The following is a 24,750-nucleotide window of genomic DNA, read 5'->3' on the forward strand; positions in this document are numbered from 1 at the left end:
AGTGAGTAATTTTACCGCACTTGCTACCGATCGTTCTTTTTGGGGCGATAAAGCACGGTTACAGGGTCACCACCAAGTTGTCGCGGTGGACAATCGTATCGGCAGCGGCATAGCCGAGGATCTTGGCTAGTTCGCTGGACTGTTGCCCCTGCACACGCCGGATTTCTTCACTGTTGTAGTTGACAAGGCCACGGGCAATTTCAGTGCCTGCGGGGTCACAGAGCTTAACAGCATCTTGGGCTTGAAACTCCCCTGCAACACGGGTGATGCCTGCTGCTAAGAGGGACTTGCCACCCACAGTAATGGCCTTAACGGCACCCTCATCGAGCCACAACTCGCCTTTGGGAATGAGGGCACGGGCAATCCAGCGTTTGCGGGCATTGATGGTTTTGGGACGGGGTTCAAAGTGGGTGCCCAAGGGCTCACCCGCAAGAATTTTTAGCAGGTTGGTGGGCGATCGCCCATCGGTAATGACAGTGCGTACGCCGGCTTCGGTGGCAATCTCGGCAGCCTGAATTTTGGTGGCCATGCCCCCGGTGCCCCAAGGGGAGCCAGCAGCACCAATTTGAATCGTTTGGGCTAACTCGGCTAAGGAGACCACCCGCTCAATGGGAACGGCTGTTTTATCAATGCGCGGGTCTGCTGAGTAGAGGCGATCGACATCCGTGAGCAAAAATAACCAATCCGCTTCCACAAGGCTCGCCACAAGGGCTGAGAGGGTATCATTGTCGCCAAACTTGAGTTCATCCACCGCCACCGTATCGTTTTCATTGACAATGGGGATGACGCCCAGTTCAAACAGCGCTTGGAACGTGTTGTAGATATTCAGGTAGCTCTGGCGATCGACAAAATTTTGCCGCGTCACGAGGATTTGGGCAATCGGCTGGCGCAGGACTGAAAAAAGATCATCGTACATGCGCATTAGGTGTCCCTGCCCCACTGCTGCCACTGCTTGTTTTTGGGCTAATTGTTGGGGACGCTCTGTTAAGCCCAAGCGCACAGCACCCACGCCCACCGCCCCAGAGGAGACGAGTACCACGCGATCGCCCCGCCGTTGACAGTGACACAAGACCTCCACCAGTTGGGCAATGGTGGCCAAGGCCAGATTTCCTTCTTTACCCCCCGTTAAGCTCGATGTGCCAATTTTGACGACCAGTGTTTGTGCCATGGGGAGTCGGGACGGATATTGACCAGTGGGTATAGGATCAGACGTGCTCATTGTATCGCGGTGGGAGACAGCCAATGAACTCAGGGTTTTGGTCTGAGGTGCTGCAAACCTGTCAACAGATTCAACAGGTGGTTGCCCCCCGTTTGCTGGAGTGGGCAGGGCAATCCCCCAGCGATCGCAAAGCCGATGGCAGCCTTGTTACCCGTGCTGACCTTTGGGCCGATCAAAAAATCACCGCGATGCTGCAAGAGCGCTTTCCCCACCATGGCTGCCTGAGTGAAGAGGGCAACCATACCTACGGTGGTGAACAGTGGTGTTGGATCATTGATCCCATTGATGGCACGACTAACTATAGTCATGGTCTGCCCATTTGGTGTATTGCCCTCAGTCTGCTCTACCAAGGCACACCCGTATTTGGCTATGTGCACGTTCCCGGCTTGCAGCAGACGTTTTATGGCTTCTATCAAGCCCCTGACCATGCCAACGGTGCCTATTTGAATGAGAAACCCATTCGCGTCAAGGTCAGTGAGCCAACGTTGCAGACGTTTTTTAGTCTTTGTGCCCGCAGTACTGATGTGCTCAAGCGCTCCTTCCCCTGCAAAATTCGCATGTTGGGATCCGCCAGTTACAACTTGCTGACCGTTGCTGCGGGTTATACGCTTGGTGCTGTGGAGCGCACACCTCGCATTTGGGATGTTGCCCCCGCTTGGCCAATTGTCCATGCCGCTGGTGCCCACTGGCAATGGTTAGACCCGCCAGAACCGTGGCAGAGAATGTTTCCCATTCAGCCGGGGCAGGAAGCCGGGAGTCGTATCTTTCATACACTGGTGAGTGCCAGTCCTAGCTTGGGGCAATTTTTTGCAGCGTACATTATCTAAAATGCAGCTTGAGGGGATCTGCTCATCAAAAATCATGCAAAGCAATCTTTATGAAAGCGACTTTTATGCTTGGACCCTAGAGCAGGCGAAGCTACTCAAGACAGGCGACTTTAGCCATCTTGATATTGCCCACCTAGTAGAGGAAATCGAAGCCTTGGCACGGCAGCAGCGGCAAGAACTAAAAAACTGCCTCGGTGTTTTGATTGGGCATTTGCTGAAGTGGGAGTACCAGCCAGAAAGACGCAGTAAAAGTTGGCGAGTCACGATTCAGATGCAACGACGCGAGATTAAGGATTTATTGGAGGAAAATCCTAGCCTTCAGTCTTATCTAACGAAGGCGATCGCCAAAGCCTATTTGGCAGGACTAGACTTAGTGTGCTTGGAAACGCCCCTAGACTATCCAGATTTACCCCCAACCTGTCCCTATACCCTAGAACAATTGCTCGACCCAGACTTCCCGCGAGATTTGTATCCCACGGAATAGTTCACCATCAAAGGCCATGACCTCTCCTCTGTATGACACGGACTTTTATGCTTGGACCCTAGAGCAGGCGAAGTTGCTCAAGGCAGGCGACTTTGGCCACCTTGATATTGCCCACCTAGTAGAGGAAATCGAAGCCTTGGGACGGCAGGAGCGTCGGGAGCTAGAAAATCGCCTCGGAATTCTTATTGGACATCTCCTGAAGTGGGACTATCAGCCGCAAAAACGCAGTAAAAGCTGGCGAGCAACCATTCGCGAACAACGGCGAGCTGTGGAGAAGCTGATCAGTCAAAACCCCAGCCTGCAACCCTACTTACCCCAGGCGATCGCTGAGGCCTATGAATCTGGCAAAGATTTAGTGGTGCGTGAAACCCCCTTGGATTACTCAGATCTCCCTGAAACCTGTCCCTACACCTTGGAGAAAGTCTTAGGTAACCAATTGCTTGGCCAATAGAGACAAACGTCAGCTTTACAAAGCATGAGGCTATACTGGCAGTGACTGGCAGTGACGACGTGGAGTCGCAGTATGGATACAGCCCAAATTAAAGCTTTAGTGGAAAAAGCCCTAGAAGATAAAATTCTGACCCTGGAGGAACATGGCCAAATTATTGACGCAGTGCTTGCCGATGGCGAAATTTCCGAAGAAGAGGAAAAAATTTTACAGGAACTCCTCGAACGGGTCGCCTCTGGGGAAATTGATTCCCAGTATTAGGGTGTTTTCATCTGCACTCGCCCTTGGCGCAGGACGTGCCATTCCCCCGATTGCCATTGCACGACGGTTGAAGGTTCTGGGGGAGTAGGGGGTAACTGCCACGGGTGGAGCGTCAGCACTTGGGGAAACTCACGGGCGATCGCCCCCCATTCAATGAGTGGCGGCTGACCTGAACGGTTAATACTAGTGGTGGCCAATGGTCCTGTTTGCTCGAGGAGGGCTTGGGCAGGCGGCCAATCGGGAACCCGTAAGCCAATTGTGCCTGTACCTAGGGGGTTCAAACCTGCAGGAAGTTCAGCAGCGGGCAACACCAAGGTCACGGCCCCCGGCCAATAACGCGCCGCCATGGCAGACCACTGCTCCCATTCAGCAGCACTACCGCGCACAAAGGGCCAGAGTTGCTCAGGATGGGCACCCATGAGGATCAAGGGTTTAGCCGGTTGGCGCTCCTTGGCAGCATAGATCAATTCCCCGCGATCGCACCGACTGGCCAAGGCGGGCACCGTATCGGTGGGAAAACTAATCAACCAATTGCCCGCTCGCACTGCGGCGACTAAGGCGGCCATACTCACCTGTGCCATATTTCTCCTCTACCAACCCATGGCAGCACCTTCCCCCCGCGGATCGGCTGCCCCTTCCAATTGTCCCTGATCCAAAACGCGAATTAAGCTGGCATTTCCCCAAGGGCGGCTTTGTTCTACCCGATAGCCCCACTGTTGCCACGCTTGAATCCAAGAACTTGGAATCGTTGGCTCGACAAAGAGGGTATCCGGTGCCCACTGCTGATGAATGCGGGGACGGGCAACGGCGGTGGCGGCATCCTGCCCTAAATCAACGACGTTCAGAAACAGTTGCAGCACAGTGGTAATAATGCGACTGCCGCCGGGGGAGCCTAAAACCATATTGGGGCGATTATCCTTGAGGACAATTGTTGGACTCATGCTCGAAAGGGGACGCTTGGCGGGTTCGATGCCATTGGCAAGGGGGGCATTTTCTGATTGAATACCAACCACACCAAAGAGGTTGGGTTGATTGGGGGCAATGGCAAAATCATCCATTTCATTGTTGAGGAGAATCCCCGTTTGCGGCACCACCACACCCGCCCCAAAGGGACCATTAATCGTAAAGGTTAGGCTAACGGCATTTCTTTGGGCATCGACAACATTCAGGTGACTGGTGTTGTCTGACTCTGCAAGTTGAATTGGGGTTGCGGCACTCACAGCACGTTGGGGACGGGCACGACGGGGAAGAATTTCAGTGACCCGCTGTTGGGCATAGCGAGGATGGGTGAGGGCCGTGACCGGCACCGGCACAAAGTCACTATCCCCGAGGTAACGGGCGCGATCGGCGTAGGCAATTTGCATGATGCTGGCTAGGTAGTGACCGCGATCGCTGGGGGTAGAAGCAGGGGGCAACAGTTGCCAGAGGTTGAGCATTTGCACAAGGGCCACACCACCAGCAGAGGGGGGTGGCATCGAACAGACCTGAAACGCACGATAGGTGCCACAAATTGGCTCTCGCCAAACGGGGGTATAGGTTCGTAAATCCTCTAGGGTGATCTTGCCCCCTTGCTGCGCCATAAACTCGGCAATCGCTCTGGCAATCCAACCCTCATAAAAGCTGCGGGGATCACGGGCGATCGCCCCCAAGGTTTTTGCTAGCTCCGGCTGTTGAATCACCGTGCCCAAGGGGGGGACTTGGCCATCCCTGAGGAAAATGCGCGCGGCGGTAGCATCGTGCTGCAGAACGGCTTGGCGCATCGTTGCCCACTGCTGATAACGTGGGGTAACCGCAAACCCCTGTTGGGCAGCCTGAATGGCGGGTGCCACCACCTGCGACCAAGGCAGTTGACCATAGTGCTGGTGCAAAGCGGCTAAGCCAGCAACGGTGCCGGGGGTGCCTGCGGCCAAGACCCCATCCAAACTGGCGCGGGGAATCACCTCTCCCTTCGCGTTGAGATACATCGTTGGTGTCGCTTGCAGGGGGGCACGCTCCCGAAAATCAAGGGCACGCAGGGTTTGAGATTGGGCGTGATACACAAGGACAAAGCCACCGCCACCAATCCCAGCGGCATAGGGTTCAACGACGGCGATCATGAATGCGGTTGCCACGGCTGCATCCACGGCATTGCCCCCTGCCTTGAGGATATCTCTTCCTACGTTTGCTGCTGCGAGTTGAGCTGCTGTCACCATTCCCCGCTGGCTAATCGTTTGAGCTGGGGCGGGTGGGGCGGCAAAAAATGTTACCGCTAGGACAATAGCGAGGAAGGGCGATCGCCCCCATTGCTCAACCTTCCCTAGAGTGAATCCTTGCCCCATGATTGATTTGGCTCAAAACTGCTGCGGAACCCCAGCCTGTAAAATACACGAAGAGAGCAGTATTGCAAACGTCCTCAACCGCCAAGGTTCATTTTTGCCATGCCAAATTCACTGTTAGAAACCAGTTGGTGGGTACCCTGTTATGGCTTAGTGGGTGCAGCCCTGACGTTGCCTTGGGCCACCGGTGTTGTGCGGCGCACCGGGCCTCGACCCGCAGCCTATTTCAATCTGCTGATGACGATTGTTGCTTTTGTGCATGGCTTTTTCCTATTGCAACAAACTCGCAGTGGCGCCACCGCAACGATTGTTTGGCATTGGCTACAGGCACCGGGACTCGATCTCTCGTTTTCATTGCTCATCAACAGTGTCACCACGGGGGCTATGGAGTTGGTGACGGGTCTGAGTATCCTCGCCCAGATTTTTGCCCTAGGTTATCTCGAAAAGGACTGGGGCATGGCCCGCTTCTTTGCCTTGATGGGCTTTTTTGAGGCGGCCCTCAGTGGCATTGCGATCAGTAACTCGTTGCTCCTCAGCTATGGTCTGTTGGAGATGCTGACCCTCTCGACCTATTTGCTGATTGGCTTCTGGTATGCTCAGCCCCTTGTGGTCAAAGCAGCACGGGATGCCTTTCTCACCAAACGGGTGGGGGATATCTTACTCCTCATGGGGGTAGTCGCTGTCGGCAGCCTTGCGGGGAGTTATGATTTTCCCGATCTCTACCAATGGGCAGAAGACGCGAATTTACCAGACGGTTGGGGCTTTTTACTGGGCTTAGCCTTGATTGCAGGTCCCACGGGTAAATGTGCTCAAGTGCCTTTGCACCTGTGGCTCGATGAAGCGATGGAAGGGCCCAACCCCGCTTCGATTATGCGCAACTCAGTGGTGGTGGCGGCGGGTGCCTATATTCTCATTAAGCTACAGCCGATTCTGGTGGCCTGCCCGGGGGCAAACATTGCGCTGATCCTGATTGGGGCGGTGACTGCCATCAGTGAATCCCTTGTTTCCATTGCCCAGATTGACATTAAACGGGCACTGTCCCACTCGACGAGCGCCTATCTGGGGTTGGTGTTTATTGGGGTCGGCACCAACTGGACAGATTTTGCCCTGTTTGTCTTGCTCACCCACGCGATCGCCAAGGCACTGCTGTTTATGAGTATTGGCAGTGTGATTATGACCACTAACTGTCAGGATTTGACGGAATTGGGGGGCTTAGGCGGACGGATGCCAGCCACAAGTTCAGCCTTTGTGATCGGCGGTCTATCCCTAATTGGCTGTCTGCCCTTGGGTGCCTTTTGGTCGTTTTATCGCGGCATTGACTATTACTGGCAAACCCAGCTTGGCTTGGTGGGGCTGATTTTGCTGGTTAATACCCTAACGGCTGTCAACCTCACCCGTGTCTTTCGCTTGGTCTTCTTGGGGTCTGCCCAACCCAAAACCCGCCGCGCCCCCGAAGTGCCTTGGCCGCTAGCAGTGCCAATGGTCACCCTGAGTATTTTGAACTTGCTGGTGCCCTTCATTTTGCAGCGAGTGCAGTTGTTACCGACAACGATTGATTGGTGGATTGTGGTTCTGCTTGTGGTGTCGGGATTCACTGGAATTCTCCTTGGCGGCTTTGTCACCCTCAAACGCCAGTGGACACGTCCGATCAAGGTGCCCTTGCGCTTTGTGCAGGATCTGTTAGCCTACGATCTTTACATTGAGGAACTCTATCGCTATACCGTGGTCTGGGCAGTGCGATCGCTCTCGCAGTTGAGCGCTTGGGTGGATCGCCACATTGTCGATCGCATTGTGAATACAACGGGTGTGGCATCCCTTGTGGGGGGTGAGTTGCTCAAGTACAGTGCCAGTGGTCAATCCCAAGCCTATTTGCTGCTGGTGTTCATTGGTGTGGCGATTCTTGGGGGGGCGATCGCATGGCTACTACTGTAATGCCGCTGTTAAGTTTCCTTCTCTGGGTGCCCTTACTCGGTGCCCTTGCCCTCAGCCTGTTACCCGCTGAAAGTCTGGGACGCACCTACCGCAGTTTAGCCGCTGTCGTGATGGCGATCGCCCTTGTCGTCAGTCTCGCGATCGCCCGTCTATTTGACCCCGCCAATGCAGCACCGCAATTAACCGAGGTGATTCCTTGGTTGGAGCCACTGGGCTTGAGCTATCGCCTGAGCGTGGATGGCCTGTCGCTGCCGCTATTGGTCTTAAATAACTTCCTGACGCTGATTGCCCTCTTGGCCACTTCTGTCAATCTGCCCCGTCCGCGGTTGTATTACCCGCTGGTACTGCTGTTGAATGCGGGTGTCAGTGGCGCTTTTTTGGCCGATAATTTGCTGCTCTTTTTCCTCTTCTATGAATTGGAGTTGATTCCCCTCTACCTTCTGATTGCGATTTGGGGTGGGGCACGGCGCAGTTATGCCGCCACCAAGTTTTTAATTTACACAGCCATTTCTGGGGTGCTGCTCTTGGCTGGCTTTCTGGGACTGGTGTGGTTAGCCCATGCCCCCTCCTTTGACTTTGACCCCCAGTTATCCACCCTCTTACCCCTGAGTTCACAGCTGATTCTGTTGGGGCTGATTTTGGTGGGCTTTGGCATCAAGATTCCCCTCGTGCCCTTCCATACGTGGCTACCTGATGCCCACGTTGAAGCCTCCACGCCGATTTCTGTGCTGCTGGCGGGGGTACTCCTGAAATTGGGTACCTATGGGCTAGTGCGCTTTGGCGTGCAGTTATTTCCGCAGGCATGGCAAGTTTTGGCGCCGGGGTTGGCCACTTGGGCGGTAGTCAGTGTCCTCTACGGTTCCCTAATGGCGATCGCCCAAACGGATATGAAAAAAATGGTGGCCTACAGTTCCATTGGGCACATGGGGTTTGTTCTCTTGGCCACTGCCACTGCCACTCCCTTGAGTATTTTGGCGGCTATTGCCCAAATGATGAGCCACGGGTTAATTTCCGCCCTCCTCTTTTTACTGGTGGGGGTTGTCTATGAAAAAACCGGCAGCCGCAACATTGAGGTACTGCGGGGATTGCTGAACCCTGAGCGGGGGTTGCCCCTGATTGGTAGCCTGATGATTGTCGGTGTCATGGCCAGTGGCGGTATCCCCGGCATGGTGGGCTTTGTGGCGGAGTTCCTGATCTTCCGCAGTAGTTTCCTCACCTTCCCAGTGCAAACACTCCTGTGTATGGTGGGGACGGGCTTAACAGCAGTGTATTTTCTCTTGCTGGTGAACCGCGTCTTTTTTGGTCGTTTGCCCAATGAATTGACGGATTTGCCGCCCGTGGCGTGGGGCGATCGCCTGCCGAGCCTCCTATTAGCCACGCTAATCTTGATCTTAGGGATTGTTCCCAACTGGCTGATCCATTGGAGTGAAACCACCGTTAGCCTTCTCACCACTGCTGTTGCTACGCTGCCCGTACCATGACCCTGATTACTGCTGCTCCAACCTCCCTGCATCAAGAACTGCGTACCGCCATCCTAGAGCGGTTGCTGAATGGTCAAGCCCTGTTACCGGATACGCCAACCCATGTGATGGAAGTGGTGGGCATCCTCAAAAGCTATGGGGTGGTGCTCAAGGCCTACGCGGAAAATCTCTGCGACATTAGTGAGCGGCAGTTTCTGGTGCTCTTTCCCTTTTTCAAATACTTCAACGGTGAGATTACCATTCCCAAGCTGCTGCGCCACTGGTGGCACGACCGCATTAACTACGAATACGCCGAATACTGTATGCGTGCCATGATGTGGCATGGGGGCGGCGGTCTTGATGCCTTCCTTGATTCGGCAGAATTTCGGCAATTGGCGGCCAAGGCGATCGCCGCTAAACTGCGGGGCAATCCCCTGATGCAATTCGTGAACCAGCTTTTTCCAGAGTTTTTGCTGGAAACGGTGCGGATGCTCTGCTACTACAGTGGCTTGGGGCAGTTTTGGACGGTGATGTATCCCATCTTTCTCACCTTGAGCGATCGCTACGATGCGGGTGAGATTCGCAGCATTCCCGATGTCGTAGATCATATTCGCGCGGGACTGATTGCGGCTGCCGATCGCCCCATTACCTACAGCGTTACCATTCACGGCCAAACTTACGATATTCTGCCGGCTAGCGCTGGTCTTACCTTTTTAGCCGACACCGCCATTCCCTATGTCGAAGCGGTGTTCCTGCGGGGTACCCCCTTCTTTGGCCTCATTTCCTTCAATGCCCAAGCGCAACAAATTTCCCGCGATCAAAGCGAGTTTGGTTATGGTGCCCTGTTTGCGGATCCCATTCCCACGGGTGCGGCTGGTATTCCTCCCACACTGCTCATGCAGGATATGCGCCACTATCTCCCTCCCTATCTTTTAGAGTTCTATCGTCGCCAAGGCCGAGGGGAAGACGATCTGCGCGTGAAAATTTGCCAAACCTTCCAAAAATCAATGTTTTGCGTCACCACAGCGGCAATCACTGCCCTTGCCCCCTATCCTTGGACGACCACTGACCCCCAAGAGCAAGCCGCCAATCGGGCATTCTACGAAACGTGGCTGGATCGCCTCGAAACCTCCCGCCTCTGGAACGTGCAACTGAGCAACTAACCAAGGCTCAGGCAGCGATCCGCGATAAGATAGTAAGGCAGTTCATCTCCCTCCATTGACAATAAAATGACCCATATTGATTGGCTTGCGCAAACGGATCCCTTGGTCGCTGAAATGGTACAGCGGGAAGTCCAGCGGCAGCAGCAACACCTTGAACTGATTGCCAGCGAAAACTTTACTTCTCCTGCGGTGATGGCCGCTCAAGGCACAGTTCTCACCAACAAATATGCCGAGGGATTGCCCGGTAAACGCTACTACGGTGGCTGCGAATTTGTGGATGAAGTAGAGCAACTGGCCATCGATCGCGCCAAGGAACTCTTTGCCGCCGCCCACGCCAATGTGCAACCCCACTCCGGTGCCCAAGCCAATTTTGCCGTCTTTTTGGCACTGCTCAATCCCGGCGACACGATTATGGGGATGGATTTGTCCCACGGTGGCCATCTCACCCACGGTTCCCCCGTCAACGTTTCTGGTAAATGGTTTAACGTCGTTCACTACGGTGTCCATCCTGAAACAGAACGCCTCGATATGGATCAAGTGCGGGATTTGGCGCGGCAGCACCGTCCTAAGCTGATCATCTGCGGCTATTCCGCCTATCCGCGCGTCATTCCCTTTGCCGAGTTTCGCCAAATTGCCGATGAAGTGGGGGCCTACCTCATGGCCGATATTGCCCACATTGCCGGTTTGGTTGCCACAGGTCACCATCCCAATCCTGTGCCCCTTTGCGATGTGGTCACCACCACCACCCATAAAACCCTGCGCGGCCCTCGCGGCGGCCTGATTCTTACCCGTGATGAAGAGTTGGGCAAAAAGTTCGATAAAGCCGTCTTTCCCGGTACCCAAGGGGGGCCGTTGGAGCACGTTATTGCCGCTAAGGCGGTGGCCTTTGGTGAAGCCCTTAAGCCCGAGTTCAAAGCCTATTCTGGCCAAGTGATCCGCAATGCCCAAGCCCTCGCTGCGGGGCTGCAAGCGCGACAACTGCGCCTTGTCTCTGGGGGCACCGATAACCACTTGATGCTGATTGACCTGCGATCGGTAAATCTAACGGGCAAAGAGGCCGATCGCCTGATGGGGGAAATCAATATCACCACCAATAAAAATACGATTCCCTTTGACCCTGCCTCCCCCTTTGTCACCAGTGGTCTGCGGTTAGGAACCCCAGCGTTGACAACCCGTGGCTTCACTGAGGCTGAGTTTACGGAAATCGCCGAAATTATTAGCGATCGCCTGCATGCCCCCGAGGATGAGGTGATTAAAAACCGCTGCCGCGAGCGGGTGGCTGCCCTCTGTACTCAATTTCCCCTCTATCCCCACTTGCAATTGCCGCAACCAGTGCTAGCCTGAGAGGGAATCCTGCTGCCAATGCCCTGAACAGATGCTGTACCACCTGATTGCCTTCCTTGCTGCCATTGCCGTTGTTCTGTTGGTCACCCCCATTGTCAATGACTTTGGCCAGAAGGCAGGGTTTGTCGATCGCCCCAATGCCCGTAAGATTCACACTCGTCCCATGGTGCGTTTAGGGGGGGTATCGATCTTTTTAGGCAATCTGGTGGCGCTGCTGATTGTTTGGAATGCGGGAGGATTTGGCGTCCTACCTCAGCCAGCAGAATATGAGATTTGGGGGGTCACCCTTGGCGGGGTGGCCTTTTTCCTGATTGGCCTAGCGGATGATCTGCTGACTTTACCAGCGCTTCTACGCCTTGTCCTGCAATTTCTGGTGGCGGGCATTGTCTGGGCCGTGGGTGTCAAAATTCGCATTATCACGGTGCCCTTTGTCGGCATTGTTGACTTGGGGTGGTTGAGCTTACCCCTGACGACAGTGTGGCTGGTCGGCATTGCCAATGCCATTAACTTCATTGATGGTGTGGATGGCCTAGCAGCCGGGGTGTCGGGTATTGCTGCCTCAGCGATGCTGTTTGTCTGTATGCTGATGGGGGAGCCGGAGGCAGGACTATTGGCAGCTGCCTTGGCAGGAGGTGCCTTGGGGTTTCTACGCTATAACTTCAATCCGGCACAAATTTTCATGGGCGATGGCGGCGCCTACTTCATGGGTTTTACCCTTGCCGGCCTAGGGGTCATTGGCCTTGTGAAAGCCTACACAGCGGTGGCAATTTTGCTGCCCCTATTGATTCTGGCTGTGCCTATTGTGGACACCTCAACCGTTGTTTTTAACCGCCTTCTGAAAGGGCAGTCTCCCTTTGCCCCCGATAAGGGACATCTACACCATCGCCTTCTCAACGCCGGTCTTTCCCAGCGGATGACGGTGCTGTTTATCTATTGCCTAACGCTATGGGTGGGGAGTCTGGCCTTGGCCTTGGCCGGTTTGCCGGGGGGATGGGGCTATGCCGTGGCCGCCTCCCTTTTGATGGGCTTTGCCGCTTGGTATGTATGGGAACGGGTGCGCAACAACGAAGATGACTGAAACAATGAGCGCAGAGATTATTTGCGTGGGCACAGAATTGCTGCTGGGGGAAATTCTCAACAGCAATGCCCAGTTTTTGGCCCAGCAACTGGCAAGCTTGGGGATTCCCCACTACTATCAAACCGTGGTGGGCGACAATCCCACTCGCATCAAAAAAGTCCTCGCTATTGCCTGCGATCGCGCCCGCCTATTGATTTTCACGGGTGGCCTTGGCCCCACGCCCGATGACCTGACAACGGAAACCATCGCCGATTTCTTTCAAGCGCCCCTCGAAGAACGTCCTGAAATTATTGCCGATCTAGAACGCAAGTATGCCCATCGCGGCGGCTTTAGTCCCAGTAACCGTAAACAGGCGCTCCTGCCTGCGGGCGCCCAGATTTTGCCCAACCCGATTGGCAGTGCCCCCGGTATGATTTGGCAGCCGCGCACGGGTCTGACAATTCTCACCTTTCCCGGTGTTCCCGCCGAAATGAAGCAGATGTGGCAAGAAACTGCGGTGCCCTTTTTGCGCTCCCAGGGCTGGGGAAAAGAGGTGATTTACAGCCGTGTGCTGCGTTTCTGGGGCATCCCTGAATCGGTACTTGCGGAAAAAGTGGCTGCCCAAATTGCCCGTGAGCATCCCACGGTGGCGCCCTATGCCAGCAATGGGGAAACCCGCCTCCGCATTACCGTCCGTGCCAAGGACGAAGCAGAAGCCCAGCAATTGATTCAACCCGTTGAAGCAGAAATCCGCCAAATTGTCGGCCTAGATTGCTACGGTGCGGATGAGGATACCCTTGCCAGTGCGGTAGCGCGGCTGCTTCAGGAACGACAGCAAACAGTGGCAGTGGCAGAGTCCTGCACCGGCGGTGGCCTTGGGGAGATGCTAACCCGTTTGCCGGGGAGTTCCCTCTCGTTTAAGGGGGGCGTAATTGCCTACGCCAATGATGTCAAGGTAACTCTACTGGGGGTCAATCCTGAGGACTTAGAGCAAGAAGGCGCCGTGAGTGCCGTGGTGGCTGCCCAGATGGCTTTAGGCGTGAAAACGCGTTTAGGCAGTGACTGGGGCGTCAGTATTACCGGGATTGCTGGCCCCGGCGGCGCGACGCTCAGTAAGCCAGTGGGACTGGTGTATATTGGCGTGGCACTGCCCAATGGCGAGGTCATGACTCGTGAATTTCGCTTTAGTGGTCAACGGGGACGGGATTGGGTGCGGCATCTCAGTGCGATGAATGCCCTCGATGTATTGCGGCGGCAGTTATTGGTGAATCGATGAGTCACGGTCTGCTCTGGTTACCCCTATTGGCTATTTTTATCGTGCTCGCACGGTTGGGCTGGGTCGAGTACCGGAAGGTGGAACACTATCGCCAGTGGGCAAAAAATTTTGAAACCAGTAAATATGACATTGCCGCTGTCCTTGGTCAACAGGGCGATCGCTTGACGTGGGGACACCCTACCCAACAGGGCATTATTCATTTGCAAACTTGCGAATTATCGACTATTCAAAACATTTGGATTGAGTGTAACGGTCAACGAATTGACACACAAACTACTCATTCTAAAGGAGCAATTCAACTGGTGCTAGAAACCTTTACAGGAGACTGTTATCGCATTCCTTTTACAGAATTCACCCTTGCCTTGGCATGGCGCGATCGCCTGCAACGGGCGATCGGGAACTGATAAGGTTGATTAAAAACGAAAAAAAATCTAAATTGTGCTTGACTAAGCTTGACAATTAAGCGAAGTCTGACTAGAGTTACTTAAATAGTGAGCTAACGGGGGATACCAAAAAGGCAGGGTTTTCCTTCGCTTTTTTAGCGACTGTAGGACTTGTGTCTTTTTGGGTTTAAGGAAAGAGTAGCCAATAGGAAAGTGCAAAATTCTACAAAGCACTTGACTTTTGTATTTACACCTTAACCTTGGGAGGCCTATCCTCATGTGCAAAAGACTACACCCCGTTTTGGCTTGTGTTGTTAGCACAACAGTGCACATTATTCTGGTCACCACACCTGCATTGTCTCAAACTCGAGACTGTGGGAATCCTATTCCTCCTTTTTTTCCTTTTTTCAATTCTACCGGTGGTGGAGGGAACGAAAACCTAATTTGTGGCGCAAATAACAATTTACTCCCTGCCTTGCAACGGTCTATTGCTGTTGGTATTAGCAACACAGTAAATGGTGGCACTGTCGCCAATCATGCGATCGGTAATAATAACCGAATTGACCAAGTTAATGCTCAGAATCATGCCTTTGGCTCTAACAACACAATCGGCGTTGGAGCGCTTACTGTAGATAACGACAAAGGCAACAATAACACTGCCCTAGGAGCAGAAAATCAAGTCAGCACAGTTGGAACACCCAGTGGATCAGGTCTTTTTCCCAATGCAGCTCGCAATAACAATACCGCAGTCGGTTATCAAAACGTTGCTGATGGCACTACGAATACAACTGGCAGTAACAACACCGCCATTGGCATGCAGAACCGAGCCGAGGGTGATAACAACACTGCTGTGGGGATGCAGAACCGAGCCACCCAAGCAAACGCCACCGCCGTGGGGATGCAGAATTCAGCGAATGCAGTAAATGCCACCGCTGTGGGGATGCAGAATAATTATGATGGCACCAGCAACACCTACCTGACCCCTGGCACCAACAGTACCGCTGTGGGGATGCAGAACCGAGCCCAAGGAGCTAATAGCACCGCAATGGGGTTTGTGAACCAAGCCAATGCAGACAACACTACAGCTGTGGGGTTTGTGAACCAAGCTCTAGGAAATGACAGCAGTGCGGTTGGCTTTGCAAACACCGCCCAAGGGTCTGACAGCACCGCAATGGGGTTTGCGAACCGAGCTCTGGGAAATGACAGCAGCGCAGTTGGCTTTGCAAACACTGCACAAGGATTTCAGAGCAGTGCGGTTGGCTTTGAAAACACCGCACAAGGAGATAGAAGCACCGCAATGGGGTATGTGAACCAAGCCCAAGGAGGTAGAAGCACGGCAATGGGGTATGTGAACCAAGCCCAAGGAGGTAGAAGCACGGCAATGGGGTATGTGAACCAAGCCCAAGGAGATAGAAGCACCGCAATGGGGTATGAGAACCAAGCCCAAGGAGATAGAAGCACCGCAATGGGGTATGATAACGACGCCTTGGGAGATGCCAGCAGCGCAGTTGGCTTTGAAAACACCGCACAAGGAGTTCAGAGCAGCGCGGTTGGCTTTGCAAACACTGCCCAAGGAGTTCAGAGCAGCGCGGTTGGCTTTGCAAACACCGCCCAAGGAGTTCAGAGCAGCGCGGTTGGCTTTGCAAACACTGCCCAAGGAGTTCAGAGCAGCGCGGTTGGCTTTGCAAACACTGCCCAAGGAGTTCAGAGCAGCGCGGTTGGCTTTGCAAACACCGCCCAAGGAGTTCAGAGCAGCGCGGTTGGCTTTGCAAACACCGCCCAAGGAGTTCAGAGCAGCGCGGTTGGCTTTGCAAACACTGCCCAAGGAGATAGAAGCACCGCAATGGGTTCGGGCAACCAAGCCACCCAAACAAACGCCACCGCTGTGGGGATGCAGAATTCAGCGAATGCAGCAAACGCCACCGCTGTGGGGATGAGGAATAATTATGATGGCACCACCAACACCTACCTGAACCCTGGCGACAACAGTACCGCCGTAGGCTCTGGTAACCGAGCCCAAGGGCTTGACAGCACCGCAATGGGTTCAGGCAACCAAGCGCTGGGGGCTCGTAGTATTGCCATTGGCCACCAAAGTACTGCAAATCCGGCTGATAGTATTGCAATTGGTCAGACTGCCCAAGTCGTGGGTGGTGCTACTGATGGTGTGGCCATTGGTAGAGGTGCCACAGTTCAACATGCCAACAGTGTGGCCATTGGGGCAAACTCTGTAACAACACAGGCCAATGTTGTGTCTGTTGGTGCCCCCGGTGCTGAACGCAAGGTTGTCAATGTTGCGCCTGGCCTCATTGCACCAACGAGTACGGATGCAATTAATGGCAGTCAGCTCTCTGCCCTCATCAACCAACTGTTTGCTACAGGAATTTGTTCAATCACTAACGCAACAGTAACGTGCGGTAACATTGCTTTGGGAAATGCTGCTAACCCTGGGGGTGCCAATAGTATTGCCATTGGCAACAATTCGACGACGGGTGCCAATAATGCCATTGCCTTTGGCCCATCGGCACAGGCCATCCATCCCAACAGTGTGGCCATTGGCGCTGGCTCTGTAACAACAGCTCCCAACACGGTTTCTGTGGGCGCCCCAGGAGCAGAACGCCGAATTACCAATGTGGCCACCCCCATCAATCCGACGGATGCTGTCAATAAAGCCTATGTTGACGGCATAGGAGCAGTGGCCTTGGGAGCAGCGAATGCTTACACCGATGCTCAAATCAATCAATTACGGGGAGAGGCCTTTGCGGGCATTGCCTCGGCAGCAGCACTCATGCCGATTGTGCCGGCACGTTCTGGTCAAACCACATTTAATGTGGGATTTGCAACCTACGGTGGATACAGTGCAGCTGGGATGGCCATAGCCCACCAAATCGGACCGGTGATTATTGATGCCGGGGCAAGTTTTTCTAGTGCAGGCTATCCCTTAGCACGCATTGGTATCGGCGCCCGTTTTTAGAACAATAGGGAACTAGGGGGCTTTGATGTCCACATTTGGGAAAAGACGCTAGCCTTTAAAATTGCAGCTAAGCCTCCTCAATACTGCCCAAGGAAACCTAGCCCTATGGATGTGTCTGTGGTCAACCAGAATCCACCATTTATGCTGAATCAGCCAGCAACGGCTCAGTCTTGGATCAAGCCCTGCCAAGTGGTCTCCTTCTGGAAAGGCAGTGGCTTTTGTGGGGCTTTGGATTCAAGGCTTTTTGCTGTTGGAGGTCGCTGATGAAAAATATTGTTGCGCTGGTGCCAGGGGGTATTGGGGATCAAATTTTGTTTTTTCCTACCCTCGAGGACCTCAAAACCCACTTTCCGAATAGTCAAATTGATGTGGTTGTTGAACCCCGCGCGGTTGCTGCCTACCAACTGAGTCCTACAGTCCACCAAGTGATTCCCTTTGACTTCAAAGACCGCAATGCCTTGGCTGAGTGGGTAAATCTGATTGGTATGCTGCGGGATGGGGAGTACGATGCCATTCTCTCCTTGGGGCGCAGTAAGGCGGTGCGCTTTTTGCTGTGGCTGACGGGGATTCCCAAGCGCGTGGGCTTTGCGAAGCTCAATCCCTTGGGGTTTCTCACCGATGCGGTACCTGTCAACCTTGATCAATACAGCGCCGCCACCTACCACGACTTACTGCAAGCCTTTGGTATCACTACCCCCTGTCCCCTGCCCAAGGCCGTGATTGCTGAGGCGGATCAACAGTGGGCAACGGCAGAGCAGCAACGCCTAGGAATTACTGGGCGGTATCGCCTCTTGCACGGTGGCTCAAGTCAGATGGCACTTACCAAGGGAATTAACAAAATTTACCCCCCCGCTGCTTGGGTTGAGGTCGTCCAGACGCTGCAACAGCAGGAGCCGCACCTGCCCTTTATCGTGGTCTGCGGGCCTGAAGATCACGCATGGGTGAGTGCGCTAACGCAGGCGCTACCGGAAATTAAGATTAGCCGTCCTCCAGACTTGCGCAAACTGGCAGCTCTAATGCAACAAGCACAACAGATTCTCTGTACCGACAGTGGCCCGATGCACATTGGCGTGGCGGTGGGGACTCCCCTTGTGGCGCTTTTTGGCCCTACGGATCCTGCCAAACTCCTGCCCAACGATCCGCGCTTTCGAGCCGTCAAATCCCCTACTGGCAACATGGCCGATATTCCCGTGTCAGCCGTGATTGAGGCGGCTCGCCATGGCTAGACCGGCTGTCTTTCTCGATCGCGATGGCGTGCTGAACCAAGAGGTGGGCTATATTCACCGCCTTGAGGACTTACAGCTCATCCCCGGTGTGGCTCAGGCAGTGCGACGGCTCAATGATGCGGGGTGGTTTTGCTGCTTAGCCTCCAATCAATCAGGTCCTGCGCGAGATTATTACAGCATCGATCATGTTCATGCCCTACACCACAGACTTCAGGAGTTGCTAGCCGCCAGTGCCGGTGCGGTGTTGGATGCGGTTTATTTCTGTCCTGATCTCAGCCGTCCTGAAGGGGGAGTGGTTGCCGACTATGCGGGCTGGACAACATGGCGCAAACCCAATACAGGAATGCTCGTAGCGGCCGCTTGGGATCATGATTTAGATCTCAGCCGCAGTGTCATGGTGGGGGACAAAGCGACCGATATTGATCTGGCGCGGAATGCCGGCTGCTATGGGATTTTAGTACAAACCGGCTTTGGCGATCGCGTTCTTGAGGGGAGTTACCAGCACGCCAGTCGACCCGATTACATTGCATCAGATTTAGCCGCTGCCGTAGAGTGGATTTGTACGCACCTTGCACCCCGTTAGCGATGAGCGCATCGCCAGACTATACCAAGTTTCCCCTTGCTCTACTGTTGCTGGTGGTTCTGGGCTACGTCCTCGTGGGCTGGTATTTGTCCGCCTATCCTTGGCTGTGGTCAGCCTATGCCTCTTTTTTGGCAGCAATTCTGATAGTGTTTGTTGTGGGGGGCACCTCTAGCCTGTTGCGATCGCGCCAGAGCAACCCTAGAAATATCTTTAGTAGCTTAATTATGCGCGTGGGCACCCCCAGTCTCTTGACCGTACTGGTGCTGAGTACCGCTGTCACCCTTGCCATTATTGCCTTTCACGTCTTTAGTGTGATCGCCATTCTCATTGGCACCGAAATTCTCGTGCGCATTGAAATGAAAGCTGCTGGCTACCAGAACTGGCAAATTATGCTAGTGCTGATTCAAATGGCAATTTTAGGGGTGTTCATTGGCTGGAGCATTGGGCATTACTTGCTGCCATCCTCTTCAGGGCAATCATTATTGTTCTTAGTCCTAAAGGAGTAAACTTTCTAGGGCACGTAGATTCGTAATACACAGGCTCTCTGGGTTGCGGCGAATAATCCCCCTGCGCTCCAGCTTCCCAAGCACCCGTGTTACCGTCTCCCGTGCCATGCCACTTAAGCTACTCAGTTCGCGGTGGGGCAGATTCGGAATTTCTAGGCCATCCGCTCCCTGTCGCCCTTGACCATCCGCCAAAAACAGCAAAATATCCGCCACCCGTGACATACTATCCGATTCCCGCAGCCGCAGTCGCCGGTTCAGTTGCCGGAGCCGTCGTGCCATCAACTTGGCGAGGCGTATGCCCGCTTGAGGTTCCGTATTGACAAGATTGACAAAATCCGTTGCGGGCATGTTGGCCACAACTGTCGGTGTTAGGGTAATCACATCCGTTGAGCGGGGCACTTCCTCTAGGGGAGCCATTTCGCCAAAGAGTTCGCCGGGACCGAGGATATTCAGGGTGACTTCTTTGCCATCAATGTTGTAGGTGCGAATTTTGACCCAGCCACTGAGGATAAAGTAAACCGATGTGCCCCAATCATTCTCCAGCAAGATCACGCGGTTGGCGGGATGCTGACGTGTCACTACATGGGCTAGGGCTTTCTCCACCACTGCCTGGGGTAAGTCGCGAAAAAAGGGCGTATTTTGTAAAGATAATTCAGGTGCAGGAGAACTACGCCGTTCTTGCATAAAGGTCAAGGCCGAGAGGGCGAAAGCAGAGGCTGAGCAGACAGGTCATCAGGCGCTGCAGGGAAATCAACACCTGTGATCTTACCATTGCTATCCATCATCACAATCAATGTATCTGTAACGTTAGAAAAGGCTACCTTGATACTGACAATATTGTCGTTGATCTGACTCCCAAGACGCTCTTTGTACACGCCTACCCGCCTCAGAAAATTGGCTTGGCGTTGCTTCAATTTTTTCGGTGAAAACTCCCGTTGCAGTTGCGGATGTAAATAGCTCAACGCTAAATCAACGTGATTGCCAAAGAGGGCATCGAGAAATTGTTCAGCACTGTGTACTTGGTCTTGGGGATTGACATTGATGGATTCTTGGGACTCGCCGCGGGCGATCGCTGGCCACAGAGAGGAAGATACCCCCCGTAGGAATGCCAAGGCCAAAACTGTTAATGGTGAAAAAGACTGCCCCATATTTTTTTAAGTTTTTTTATGGTTTTCTGAGAGTTTAAGGCGAAACGAATTTCTGAATATCATACCGCCTTTTGCAGAGGGATTGAGTGAGGTCGCGATCGCCCTGAGGCCGCCGTCCCGTCCAAGAAAAGCAATTCACATATCTCTTATCAATTCTCGACGCAGACTTGGCTCTATAGATGACTGATTCTTCAGGTCTTCAGGCAGCCGGGGGAAACTGCTGCGGAGTGTAAAGTTTATTAAAGCCCTTGACTCCTTTGGTTAGCCTTCGTCACAATGAGTTCCATAGGTTAGGACTTGAATTTTATCCTCGTGAGCGGTTTGTCATAACTGCGAGGGAGTAGGTTGTGCCAATGCTAGAAACCCTTGAATTCGTGATTTATCCCGATGGCCGTGTCGTTGAAACGGTGACGGGAATTTCTGGGGCATCCTGTGCTGAGGTGACTGCTGCCATTGAAGCGCAGCTGGGGTGTGTCATTAGCCAACAGCCCACCGCAGAATACTACGCTCCCAAAGAGGAAGAAAATCAGTTAGCTGTTCAATCTGTCCCCTCCCAGTGGTAATCGTTGAGGATTGGTGATCCATGTCGCACTTCAGCCAAATCAAAACCCAAATTCGCAGTTTACCCGCCCTCCAGGCTGCCCTAACGGACTTGGGCTTACCATGGCAATCTGGCTGCCAAGAAGTGCGCGGCTTTCGCGGTCAAACCCAAACGGCTCAAGTCGTTGTTCCCCAAGACAACGGCTATGACATTGGCTTTCGCTGGAATGGCACCGAGTATGAGCTAGTGGCGGATTTGGAGTTTTGGCAGCAGGCATGGTCAGTGGATCGCTTCTTGAATAAAGTCACTCAGCGCTATGCCTACCATGCGGTGTTGCAATCCGCTACTGAGCAGGGCTTCCAAGTGCAGGCCACAGAACAGCAGGCCGATGGGAGTGTCAAGCTCGTATTGCAACGCTGGCGTTCCTAGCCGTTGAAGATCATTCAAAACAATGGAGAGGCACGGGGCAGAGGGGCAACCCCTTGGTTTAGAGCCAGAACTTGGCGGCCAACTTCGCCAAAGTGAACCTCGCAGCGGCTACGAACCTGAACTCGGGGGCACTCACCGTCAGCGCGGTGTCTATGTCGATGAAATTACCTGTATTGGCTGCAAACACTGTGCCCATGTGGCGCGAAATACGTTTTACATCGAGCCGAACTACGGGCGATCGCGGGTGGTACGCCAAGATGGTGACCCCCTTGAACTGATTCAAGAAGCCATTGATACCTGTCCCGTTGACTGTATCCACTGGGTAGATTACACGGAATTAAAACGGCTTGAGAAAGAACGCCTTGAGCAGGTGGTTCCCCTTGCCGGTTTCCCCATTGATCCAGCCACCACGCACCGCAAGAAACGGCGATCGCCGCCTAGGACTGAATAGCATCCTCGGGCATCACAATCAGCGTCGTTCCCTGACGGCCAATGATAATCACCCGCTGATGTTCGGGAATGGCCAAGCGGGGATCACCACAGCGAGCTTGCCAAGAAATCCCTTCGTACAGCACTCGCCCCGTCTCGCCAGCGGGGATTTTCGTAAGTGTTTCCGCCTCGGCGGCTTCCTTGAGGACGGGGGGAACTCGCTTTGGTTGATACCGCCGCAGGAGAAAGGCCACCACAACAGAGAGCAGCATCCAGAGGAGAATCTGTATTGAAAAGCTGGGAATCAGAAACGAGAGAAAGGCAACAATCAGGGCGCTGAGGCCGAGAGTGGCTTCCATAAAAGCCGTCGGCAAAACAAGCTCCATCACAAAAAGAATGATGGCAACAATTAACCAAATCCAAAAGGGAGACAGGGGCATTGCTCTTATCACCCAAGGCAGCCACTTCAACGATAGCTCAAACTCTGCGGCTACAGCGAGCAGGCTTAACCGTTTTGAGTGTATTCAATTCTTGCGAAAGGTTGCACTGGAACTTACAAGAGTCCCACTGCGTCAAGAGAGCCAGCACTCAAGAGAGATTCATTCGATTCTGTACAATAATGACTTCAATGAGGCGAACAACGATGACGGATCTATTCATTCCCCTCTTGGTGGGACTTCTCACCCTTGGACTGTTGACCAGTTGGCTATGGCGACCGACAGCAACGCCAGTTTCCCGTACTGAACAGGTCAATACCCCTGATTTTGTTGCCGATGCGCCGCCGCCGGATGATGAAGGAACACCGCCCCGCCGTGGATAGGCTAGGATTTTCCTAGGGGCTTCTAGAAGAATGATTGAGTGATCAAGCAGCTTTGGGCAGCAGGACGGCGGTTTCAGGCGGGTTTCTTTGCCTTTGGTCGTGGTCTTTTTTTTATCGCCCGTTATCGTCTTTGGGGCTATTTGCTGTTACCTGCCTGCTTGAGCCTCGTTCTGGGGGTAACGCTTATCATTGCTGCTTTCTGGGCTGTTCAAGTCATTGGTGATTATTGGTTTGTGGGTGGGGAATGGCAGTGGCTCTACCAAGGGTTCATTGATATTTTGGCAACCCTCATTGCTGTCTTTTTGGCCCTAATTGGCTATCAAACGCTGATTCCCCTTGTGGTGATTCCTTTCCTTGGTCCGCTGCTCAACCGTGTTGAAAAAATTACCACGGGACAAACGATTGAGGTGGGGTGGCGGCGCGATCTATTGAACGCTATTATCGGTGGTTGGTTTGCGCTGCGGGATGCAGTGTTGCAGGTGATCTTCCTGCTGCTTTCATTTCTAACAGGGCCGCTGCAACCTATCGTGATGGCGATCGTTAACAGTTTCTTTCTAGGGCGAAGCAGCTTTGATTACCTCCTTGAAAAACACAGCACCTCTTTGAGAGAGCGCAAGCTCTTGACCCGTGCCTATACGCCACAAATCTATGGTCTTGGTCTAGCGCAGTTTTTGGCACTCTTCATTCCCTTCGTGGGGTTAGTGCTGGTACCGCCAGTGGGAGTTGTGGCTGCTGCTTTGCTGATTCAAGATCATCCACCGCAACAACAGTTGATGGCAGTGAATGCGGTTTCTCGGCGTTGATCTGGCTTGGAAAGGAGGGGCATCAGGGTACTGCTGTTTGCAGTGGCAGGGACAAGATTTGGCGGTGGTCGCTTGCGATCGCTCCCGTGATACGGATGAACTTTTGGCATGGATTGATCGCGATGCACCCTCTGCGCAAGCAGCCATGGTGGCGGTGGATGCCCCCCTCATTATTCCCAATTTGCGGGGAATGCGTACCTGCGATCGCCAAGCTCACCAACTGCTTGGGCGCTATCACGCCGGCTGCTATCCGGCCAATCAGCAATCCCCCTTTGCGCAGCACACCACGGGTTTTAGTCAAGCCCTTAGCCAACGGGGGTTTCGCCATGCGCCTACAATCGACCCCCAAGCACACGGGCGATTTCAAATTGAAGTCTTCCCCCATGCCACGGCGATCGCCCTCTTTCAGCTTGACCAAATCATTAAATACAAAAAAGGCCGCCTTGCAGAACGAGCCAAAGGGTTAGCCAAGCTTAGGGATTTAATGGCCACCCAGCTTCCCCACTGTGAGCCACCCTTAGCACTAGAACTCACTATCGAAATCCCCAGCAACGGGCGAGACCTCAAGGCTCTTGAAGATCAACTCGATGCCGTTCTCTGTGCCTACACGGCAGCCTATTGGTGGTATTGGGGGCGCGATCGCCACTGGGTTTTGGGTGGTGAGTCTTTTTCCCCAAAGCCAGCATCAACCGATGCCTACTTAAAAACTGGCTATATTGTTGTTCCGCGTGCCTAGCTTTCGCGATTGCGGTAGCGTTGCAGTTCCGTGCGTAGAGCAGCAATTTCCGCCCGCAAATCATCAATCAAAGCTTGCCAATCCACTTGTTGGCTACGCCGAGGCACCACCATTTCTGCTTCTTGACGGGCACGAGCTTGCACCTCTTCCATGAATTGATGGAGCCGCTGCTGCTGCTCGGCATCAAATCGCCCCAGTTGACTTAGGAATTCCACAAATAGATGCTGCGCCTGATCACGCAGGAGCGTTGCGGTTGCTCGACCAAGGAAAAAGGCATCCAGCGGCGATTGACTCATAGGAGTGTCATGACCTCGTAAGTTGCTGCTCTCAATCCCTGAGTGTAACAAAGTTTTACAGTGAGCAAGCCTCGCTCTCTGCCGATTCTCCCC

Annotated in this window: 29 protein-coding genes; 22 read left to right on the top strand and 7 right to left on the bottom strand. The window is 53.7% G+C overall.

Translation table 11 applies throughout. The features are described 5' to 3' along the window. Nucleotides 1-58: 58 nt before the first annotated feature. A complete protein-coding gene (proB, locus tag RHH27_RS08145) occupies nt 59-1,168 on the bottom strand; it encodes a glutamate 5-kinase (RefSeq protein ID WP_302678007.1) in 1,110 nt (369 codons plus the stop codon). Nucleotides 1,169-1,242: 74 nt separating this feature from the next. Between proB and RHH27_RS08150 the strand changes: the two genes are divergently transcribed. From RHH27_RS08150 to RHH27_RS08165, 4 genes are all read left to right on the top strand, one after another. Then, on the top strand, nt 1,243-2,046 hold the full coding sequence (locus tag RHH27_RS08150; RefSeq protein ID WP_206199722.1) for an inositol monophosphatase family protein: 804 nt from the start codon (nt 1,243-1,245) through the stop codon (nt 2,044-2,046). A 34-nt stretch (nt 2,047-2,080) separates the two neighbouring features. Next, nucleotides 2,081-2,530 carry a DUF29 domain-containing protein gene (locus RHH27_RS08155; RefSeq protein WP_302678008.1) on the top strand — a complete coding sequence of 150 codons (450 nt, stop codon included), beginning with the start codon at nt 2,081-2,083 and terminating at the stop codon, nt 2,528-2,530. Between the two features lie 16 nt (nt 2,531-2,546). After that, complete coding sequence (locus tag RHH27_RS08160; RefSeq protein WP_302678009.1) at nt 2,547-2,981, top strand: DUF29 domain-containing protein; 435 nt, start codon at nt 2,547-2,549, stop codon at nt 2,979-2,981. 72 nt (nt 2,982-3,053) lie between these two features. Further along, nucleotides 3,054-3,239 carry a hypothetical protein gene (locus RHH27_RS08165; protein ID WP_302676198.1) on the top strand — a complete coding sequence of 62 codons (186 nt, stop codon included), beginning with the start codon at nt 3,054-3,056 and terminating at the stop codon, nt 3,237-3,239. On the opposite strand, the gene RHH27_RS08170 is transcribed toward RHH27_RS08165, so the two are convergent. Together RHH27_RS08170 and ggt are read right to left on the bottom strand one after the other, a co-directional pair. Beyond that, nucleotides 3,236-3,820: an L-threonylcarbamoyladenylate synthase gene (locus RHH27_RS08170; protein WP_302676197.1), complete on the bottom strand. Its 585-nt coding sequence runs from the start codon at nt 3,818-3,820 to the stop codon at nt 3,236-3,238. The two genes, RHH27_RS08165 and RHH27_RS08170, sit on opposite strands and share 4 nt — an antisense overlap. A gap of 9 nt (nt 3,821-3,829) precedes the next feature. Next, nucleotides 3,830-5,557 (bottom strand): gamma-glutamyltransferase, encoded by a 1,728-nt coding sequence (ggt, locus tag RHH27_RS08175; protein WP_302676196.1) that lies wholly within the window; start codon nt 5,555-5,557, stop codon nt 3,830-3,832. Nucleotides 5,558-5,656: 99 nt separating this feature from the next. On the opposite strand from ggt, the gene RHH27_RS08180 reads away from it, so the two are divergent. The 12 genes from RHH27_RS08180 (at nt 5,657) to RHH27_RS08235 (ending at nt 19,455) form a co-directional block, all read left to right on the top strand. Then, nucleotides 5,657-7,486 (top strand): NAD(P)H-quinone oxidoreductase subunit F, encoded by a 1,830-nt coding sequence (locus RHH27_RS08180; RefSeq protein WP_302678010.1) that lies wholly within the window; start codon nt 5,657-5,659, stop codon nt 7,484-7,486. Next, nucleotides 7,471-8,967, top strand: a complete 1,497-nt coding sequence (locus tag RHH27_RS08185) for an NADH-quinone oxidoreductase subunit M (RefSeq protein WP_302678011.1) — start codon at nt 7,471-7,473, stop codon at nt 8,965-8,967. Before RHH27_RS08180 ends, RHH27_RS08185 begins: the two co-directional genes overlap by 16 nt. Further along, nucleotides 8,964-10,109: a CO2 hydration protein gene (locus RHH27_RS08190; protein ID WP_302676194.1), complete on the top strand. Its 1,146-nt coding sequence runs from the start codon at nt 8,964-8,966 to the stop codon at nt 10,107-10,109. Before RHH27_RS08185 ends, RHH27_RS08190 begins: the two co-directional genes overlap by 4 nt. Nucleotides 10,110-10,175: 66 nt before the next feature. After that, entirely contained in the window at nt 10,176-11,453 is a 1,278-nt protein-coding gene (gene glyA / locus RHH27_RS08195; protein ID WP_302676193.1) for a serine hydroxymethyltransferase, read from the top strand. A gap of 31 nt (nt 11,454-11,484) precedes the next feature. Further along, entirely contained in the window at nt 11,485-12,531 is a 1,047-nt protein-coding gene (locus RHH27_RS08200) for a glycosyltransferase family 4 protein (protein WP_302676192.1), read from the top strand. 4 nt (nt 12,532-12,535) lie between these two features. Then, entirely contained in the window at nt 12,536-13,786 is a 1,251-nt protein-coding gene (locus RHH27_RS08205) for a competence/damage-inducible protein A (RefSeq protein ID WP_206199731.1), read from the top strand. After that, nucleotides 13,783-14,190, top strand: a complete 408-nt coding sequence (locus RHH27_RS08210; RefSeq protein WP_302678013.1) for a hypothetical protein — start codon at nt 13,783-13,785, stop codon at nt 14,188-14,190. The genes RHH27_RS08205 and RHH27_RS08210 overlap by 4 nt, the downstream gene beginning before the upstream one ends. 454 nt (nt 14,191-14,644) lie before the next feature. Further along, complete coding sequence (locus tag RHH27_RS08215; protein WP_302678014.1) at nt 14,645-17,140, top strand: YadA-like family protein; 2,496 nt, start codon at nt 14,645-14,647, stop codon at nt 17,138-17,140. 105 nt (nt 17,141-17,245) lie between these two features. Continuing rightward, a complete protein-coding gene (locus RHH27_RS08220; RefSeq protein ID WP_302678015.1) occupies nt 17,246-17,404 on the top strand; it encodes a hypothetical protein in 159 nt (52 codons plus the stop codon). After that, nucleotides 17,404-18,366 (top strand): glycosyltransferase family 9 protein, encoded by a 963-nt coding sequence (locus tag RHH27_RS08225; protein WP_302678016.1) that lies wholly within the window; start codon nt 17,404-17,406, stop codon nt 18,364-18,366. The genes RHH27_RS08220 and RHH27_RS08225 overlap by 1 nt, the downstream gene beginning before the upstream one ends. Then, nucleotides 18,359-18,949 carry an HAD family hydrolase gene (locus RHH27_RS08230; protein ID WP_302678017.1) on the top strand — a complete coding sequence of 197 codons (591 nt, stop codon included), beginning with the start codon at nt 18,359-18,361 and terminating at the stop codon, nt 18,947-18,949. Before RHH27_RS08225 ends, RHH27_RS08230 begins: the two co-directional genes overlap by 8 nt. A 2-nt stretch (nt 18,950-18,951) precedes the next feature. Next, on the top strand, nt 18,952-19,455 hold the full coding sequence (locus RHH27_RS08235) for a hypothetical protein (protein WP_302678018.1): 504 nt from the start codon (nt 18,952-18,954) through the stop codon (nt 19,453-19,455). On the opposite strand, the gene RHH27_RS08240 is transcribed toward RHH27_RS08235, so the two are convergent. Further along, the gene (locus RHH27_RS08240) at nt 19,444-20,139 is read right to left on the bottom strand and encodes a Crp/Fnr family transcriptional regulator (protein WP_206199738.1); all 696 of its coding nucleotides are present in this window, start codon (nt 20,137-20,139) and stop codon (nt 19,444-19,446) included. The genes RHH27_RS08235 and RHH27_RS08240 overlap by 12 nt on opposite strands. A 5-nt stretch (nt 20,140-20,144) precedes the next feature. Further along, nucleotides 20,145-20,603 carry a hypothetical protein gene (locus RHH27_RS08245; protein ID WP_302678019.1) on the bottom strand — a complete coding sequence of 153 codons (459 nt, stop codon included), beginning with the start codon at nt 20,601-20,603 and terminating at the stop codon, nt 20,145-20,147. Nucleotides 20,604-20,956: 353 nt separating this feature from the next. Here RHH27_RS08245 and RHH27_RS08250 point away from each other — a divergent pair, with 353 nt between their 5' ends. Genes RHH27_RS08250 through RHH27_RS08260 form a run of 3 tightly spaced genes read left to right on the top strand, consistent with a single transcriptional unit; the run spans nt 20,957 to nt 22,024 of the window. Next, on the top strand, nt 20,957-21,166 hold the full coding sequence (locus tag RHH27_RS08250; protein WP_302679157.1) for a DUF2997 domain-containing protein: 210 nt from the start codon (nt 20,957-20,959) through the stop codon (nt 21,164-21,166). A 20-nt stretch (nt 21,167-21,186) separates the two neighbouring features. Beyond that, the gene (locus tag RHH27_RS08255) at nt 21,187-21,573 is read left to right on the top strand and encodes a DUF1257 domain-containing protein (RefSeq protein WP_149818434.1); all 387 of its coding nucleotides are present in this window, start codon (nt 21,187-21,189) and stop codon (nt 21,571-21,573) included. A gap of 22 nt (nt 21,574-21,595) precedes the next feature. Continuing rightward, complete coding sequence (locus RHH27_RS08260) at nt 21,596-22,024, top strand: ferredoxin (protein WP_206199741.1); 429 nt, start codon at nt 21,596-21,598, stop codon at nt 22,022-22,024. Here the strand turns inward: RHH27_RS08260 and RHH27_RS08265 are convergent. Beyond that, on the bottom strand, nt 22,011-22,442 hold the full coding sequence (locus tag RHH27_RS08265) for an NfeD family protein (protein WP_206199742.1): 432 nt from the start codon (nt 22,440-22,442) through the stop codon (nt 22,011-22,013). The two genes, RHH27_RS08260 and RHH27_RS08265, sit on opposite strands and share 14 nt — an antisense overlap. Nucleotides 22,443-22,645: 203 nt before the next feature. Between RHH27_RS08265 and RHH27_RS08270 the strand changes: the two genes are divergently transcribed. From RHH27_RS08270 to RHH27_RS08280, 3 genes are read left to right on the top strand one after another with little or no spacing between them, the layout of a single operon-like run. Continuing rightward, nucleotides 22,646-22,822 carry a hypothetical protein gene (locus RHH27_RS08270; protein WP_302678020.1) on the top strand — a complete coding sequence of 59 codons (177 nt, stop codon included), beginning with the start codon at nt 22,646-22,648 and terminating at the stop codon, nt 22,820-22,822. 38 nt (nt 22,823-22,860) lie between these two features. Continuing rightward, nucleotides 22,861-23,625 (top strand): EI24 domain-containing protein, encoded by a 765-nt coding sequence (locus tag RHH27_RS08275; RefSeq protein WP_206199743.1) that lies wholly within the window; start codon nt 22,861-22,863, stop codon nt 23,623-23,625. Beyond that, nucleotides 23,606-24,361 (top strand): DUF429 domain-containing protein, encoded by a 756-nt coding sequence (locus RHH27_RS08280; protein ID WP_302678021.1) that lies wholly within the window; start codon nt 23,606-23,608, stop codon nt 24,359-24,361. The genes RHH27_RS08275 and RHH27_RS08280 overlap by 20 nt, the downstream gene beginning before the upstream one ends. Here RHH27_RS08280 and RHH27_RS08285 read toward each other — a convergent pair. Continuing rightward, nucleotides 24,358-24,657 (bottom strand): DUF6825 family protein, encoded by a 300-nt coding sequence (locus RHH27_RS08285; RefSeq protein ID WP_206199745.1) that lies wholly within the window; start codon nt 24,655-24,657, stop codon nt 24,358-24,360. The two genes, RHH27_RS08280 and RHH27_RS08285, sit on opposite strands and share 4 nt — an antisense overlap. Between the last annotated feature and the right edge of the window lie 93 nt (nt 24,658-24,750).

Origin of the sequence: Thermosynechococcus sp. PP555 (genome assembly GCF_031583225.1) — a bacterium.
Classification (GTDB): Bacteria; Cyanobacteriota; Cyanobacteriia; order Thermosynechococcales; family Thermosynechococcaceae; genus Thermosynechococcus.